Below are 4306 nucleotides of genomic sequence, written 5' to 3' on the forward strand. Positions count from 1 at the left end.
CCGACCCGTTAAAAACGGACGGACACGCATATCTTGCGGTTAATTTTTGATTCCCGGCAAGACCAACGGACCAAAATCATTTCCGATCTCATTCCGAAGTTTGGGATTTCGCCGACTGTCACCGCAATCACCGGTGGGGGCTCAGTGGCAGGATAACAAGCGTCCCCATGAGAGGCTCGGCTGTTTTTGCGGGGACGATCCTCCGTCGCTTGTGTCCTCTTCGATTACGGCCAAGCAACGTTTAAAATAGACGGCGGCTCCACGTTGGAGGGGGATGTCCCCTCACTGGGTGTGATCGAGCTTGGGGAACAGGAGATCGCGCGGTATGCGTCACCAAACCTCCCGGCGATGTTTTTTGAGTACGGCAGCATTCGTCGCCGCCATGGGTGCGGCTGTCAGCCGTGAAGAGCAAATCCTTCTAGCAGCCCAGCAAGGTGCAGCATCTGAAGAAAAGAAAACATCCAGCGAGATCGCCCTTCAGATGCCTCACGGCAAAGTTCGCGACATCTCTATAAGCCGACTGGTGATCGGCGGCAATCTTATCGGGGGCTTCGCTCACAGTCGGGACCTCGTCTATATTTCCCGACTTCTGAAAGCCTACAATACCGAGGCGAAAGTGTTCGAGACCCTCGCCCTTGCCGAAGCCCACGGAATCAACACGATCCAGTGCAATCCCGCCTGCCTGCCGCTCGTGGAAAAGTACAACCGGGAACGCGGGGGAAAACTTCAGGCAATTGTCTGTATCACCCCGGATGCCAACAAAGACGCCGTTCGCCGGGAGATCGACGAGGTGCTCAGCCACGGGGCAACGATGCTCTACACACATGGCGGTCGCAGCGAACCCCCCGTCATGGCCGGCCGATTGGATGTGCTGGCCAACACCGTGGAGTGCATCAAGGAAGCGGGGGTTCCCGCGGGCATCGGAAGCCATTCTCTGACCGTCACCATCGAATGCGAAAAAAACGGGATTGGCGCCGACTTTTACGTCAAAACGCTCCACAGTGATCAGTACTGGTCCGCGACCCCCAAGGAATTGCGAGAAGACTTCTGCTGGCACAAGCCGCGGCGGAGCGAGCCGTTCGCGTTCAACGACAATATGTGGTGTCTTAATCCGGAGGAAACGATTGAGTTCATGAAGACGGTCGCCAAACCGTGGTTTGCCTTCAAAGTGCTCGCAGCCGGGGCCATTCATCCGCGGCAGGGATTCCCGTATGCCTTGCGGAATGGGGCGGACTTCCTCATCGTCGGAATGTTCGATTTTCAAATTGCGGAAGACGTGGCCATCTTCCTGGACTGTTATCGCAAGCTCGGGAAGCGTGACCGGCCCTGGTGTGCGTAAAAATTCTTCCGCCTCCGCACGGCATGTCCTGCGCGGATTCCCACAGCGCGCGGAGACGAGACGGACTCGTCAGCACCGCTGAGCCCCACGGAGAACATCTTGCTTAGCCGAACGTGCCGGGATCGCTCGGGGGCGCGGCTTCATCGGATGGTGTTTCTGGTGGGGCCTCGGGCTGCGATGGCGGAGTTGACTCGGCGGGAGCTGCCGGCTCTGACTCGGGCATGGACGCCGCTGTGTCCGCCGGCGCCTCCGGAGGCTGTGAAGCGGCCTCCTCACCGGGGGATTCCTCACCGGCCTGTTCCTTTTTCTTCGGCATTCCCAGCGTAAACAGGCCGAAGACCACCAGGGCCATGATGGCAGGCCAGAGCCAGATATCTCGCCAGCCCAGACGGTTGACCGTCAGGTAGTCTGCTTTTGTGATGTACACCGACTTCCCTGCCGCGGCTGCCTGGACGTGTCCGAACGTGGAAGCGGGCACAAGACGTGTCACCGCCTTGAGGGCATCGAACAGCTTTTGTCGATTCTGTTGTTCTTGCCCTTGCGGAGCGCTGCGCAACACCTGTTCGATCTCATCCGACGTGATGATTCCGTCTTTGTTCTGATCAAAATCTCTGGCGAGTTCGTTCCAGGCGGGAAGGGTGAGATCCTCAGGGATGATCTGTGCTGTCCTGAGTGTGCTGACCCTGGCAGGATAGGCATCATTGGTCCGACCGGCGAGGTTGGCCCCGATGAGCCACGCCACTCCGAGCATGAGAAAAGCAATGAAGCTCTGCGCGCTGGCACGCAATTCCCGCGGGGCCTTGGTGTCCACAAAGATATAGGAACCCACGTACACGAAGACGTAGCAAAATCCATGAATGAGGATCCCCAGCAGAACGAGCGGATACACCTCGGAGGCGAACAGAAGGTACCGCAGGGCCCAGACGGCCATTCCCAGGGCCAGCACTTTGTTCAGCCCCAGTTGGGCGATAAAGATCGGCATGATGGCCATCGCCACGATTTCGCAGATTTGGCCCATGGTCATCAAGGCTGTGGGCGCCGGGGCCCCGATCTGCGTGAGGTAGAGGTTCGCGCTCACGAAGTAATACACAGCGGGAATGCCGATCAAAAACGCACATACGGTAAACAGGAGAAACTCGGGATCCTTGAGGAGCTTGACGGCCCCCAGCCCGAGCAGATCCGCGATTCCCGCTTCCTTAGCCTGGGGTGGAGTGTGAGGAAGGGTCAGAACATACGCGGCCAGAAGGATTTCCACAGCCCCACCGAGATAGAAAAAGGCAGGGCTCCGCTCACCGATGAACAGCCCCACAATCCAGCCGGAGATGATCCAGCCGATTGTGCCGAACATGGCAATCCGGGGAAAAGTGGCCGGATCGTCCAGGTTGCGGAACGTGAGCGAATTCGCCAGCGCCAGCGTGGGCATGAAGGCCAGCGTGTTCACGAGCAAGCAGATAAAGAAGAGCCAAAAGCTGGTTTGCACACCCGTTAGGATGAGGCAGATTCCGCCAATCAGATGGAGTACCGCGAGGATCTTTTCAGTATCGAAAAGGCGGTCCGCCACAAAGCCCACGAAAAGAGGCGATACGATGGCCGCAATCGCCGTGGTGGAAAACACCCACCCCATCTCCGATCCACTGAATCCCCGCACCGAGGGCCCAAACGTCCCAATGGGCACCATCCAGCAGGCCCACACGAAAAACTGGAAGAACATCAGGACACACAGCCGAATCCGCAAGAGCAGTTTTTCGTTCAACATCGGCGCAACCCTCGCATGCCTAGGAAACCGGTGCCACAGTCGTGTTTTTCAGTTGGACGAGCTTACAAGTCGAGGGAAATTCTAACCGGCGGCTCTGCCGTTACGCAACCAGGGGAGGGCCGACTCATCCCCACTTTTCCCAGAACTCATGACGCGTCCCGTGGACAAAGCCAAGTGGACCTGACAGGCAGGTCCCTCCGAAGGGTCGGAGGGGCACGCTTGTCGTGCCCGCCACAACGTGTCGTGCCCGAGGACACTGCCTGCGACCCATCTACGGACGCGGCAGGTGAAGGCCATGCATTTACGCAATTGACGACAAAAACGATTTCCGTATAATCGGCAATAAGCTGTGTGTACGGATCCTACTTTACCGGACCGGAAGCCGGTGCAGGCAAATCGATATTCGCATTGTCAACATACGAGAAGCGACAGGGATTGTGTGCGATGGGTCAAGCCATTGAAGTCAACGAAGCCAATTTCGATAAAGAAGTTCTCCAGGCGGATGTCCCGGTGCTTGTGGATTTTTGGGCTCCCTGGTGCGGCCCGTGCCGGATGATTGCGCCGACCGTCGAGCAACTGGCCACAGAACTGGCCGGTCAGGCAAAAATCTGCAAGGTCAACGTGGACGAAAATCAGAACCTGGCCGTTCGCTACCAGGTGACGGCCATCCCTGCGCTGATCATTTTTAAGGGTGGCCAGGTGGTGCAGAAGTTCACCGGCGTTCAGTCCAAAGACCGGCTCAAGGATGCCCTTGTCCAGGCGGCATCGTAAAGGCTTCGATAACCTGCCTCAGCCCAGCCTGTAAAGTCCCGTTCCACAAAGCAAGACAAGCGGCAGGGGCGATGATCGTCAGCTTCCTGCCGCGTCTTTGCCTTTATGGGAGCGTGATCTGGACCGATTCCGGATGTGTCCTGCTAGACGCCCGTCTCCGACCAGGGATTCCTTTCTGGACGCGCGCACAGGAGATTCGCTTCCTCGTCGTCCGGAAATCTTTCCTGTTCCGGATCGAAGCGGAGCTCGCGGTTGAGGATCCAGGCGATGGCTGCCGCGTGACACGCCACATGCGACCGCCGCATGATCATTTCGTTGGTCACTGTTTTCTGACGCGAGCGAACGCAGTCGAAGAAGTTGCGGGCGTGGGCTGAAACATCCAGACCCTTGACGCGAGTGACTGCCTCGGGAAGTTCTTTTTTGAGAGACTCCGGCTGAAC

General features: G+C 58.0%; 3 protein-coding genes and 1 pseudogene. 2 read left to right on the plus strand and 2 right to left on the minus strand.

Annotation, left to right across the window (positions count from 1 at the left end; genetic code table 11):
* The first annotated feature begins 325 nt into the window (after window positions 1-325).
* A complete protein-coding gene (locus H5U08_RS11225) occupies window positions 326-1339 on the plus strand; it encodes a hypothetical protein (RefSeq protein ID WP_297033031.1) in 1014 nt (337 codons plus the stop codon).
* A 103-nt stretch (window positions 1340-1442) separates the two neighbouring features.
* Here the strand turns inward: H5U08_RS11225 and H5U08_RS11230 are convergent, their stop codons facing one another.
* The gene (locus tag H5U08_RS11230; RefSeq protein WP_297033033.1) at window positions 1443-3095 is read right to left on the minus strand and encodes an MFS transporter; all 1653 of its coding nucleotides are present in this window, start codon (window positions 3093-3095) and stop codon (window positions 1443-1445) included.
* A gap of 444 nt (window positions 3096-3539) precedes the next feature.
* On the opposite strand from H5U08_RS11230, the gene trxA reads away from it, so the two are divergent.
* On the plus strand, window positions 3540-3866 hold the full coding sequence (gene trxA / locus H5U08_RS11235; protein WP_297033036.1) for a thioredoxin: 327 nt from the start codon (window positions 3540-3542) through the stop codon (window positions 3864-3866).
* A 143-nt stretch (window positions 3867-4009) separates the two neighbouring features.
* On the opposite strand, the pseudogene H5U08_RS11240 reads toward trxA, so the two are convergent.
* A pseudogene (locus H5U08_RS11240) lies at window positions 4010-4306 on the minus strand (gfo/Idh/MocA family oxidoreductase); the annotation flags it as partial.

Source organism: Thermogutta sp., from assembly GCF_014359955.1.
In the GTDB taxonomy this organism is placed as follows: domain Bacteria; phylum Planctomycetota; class Planctomycetia; order Pirellulales; family Thermoguttaceae; genus Thermogutta.

Excerpts from the sequence above, each read along its gene's own strand:
- H5U08_RS11225 (WP_297033031.1), top strand. The coding sequence starts at position 326 with ATGCGTCACCAAACCTCCCGGCGATGTTTTTTGAGTACGGCAGCATTC.
- H5U08_RS11230 (WP_297033033.1), bottom strand. The coding sequence starts at position 3,095 with ATGTTGAACGAAAAACTGCTCTTGCGGATTCGGCTGTGTGTCCTGATG.
- trxA (WP_297033036.1), top strand. The coding sequence starts at position 3,540 with ATGGGTCAAGCCATTGAAGTCAACGAAGCCAATTTCGATAAAGAAGTT.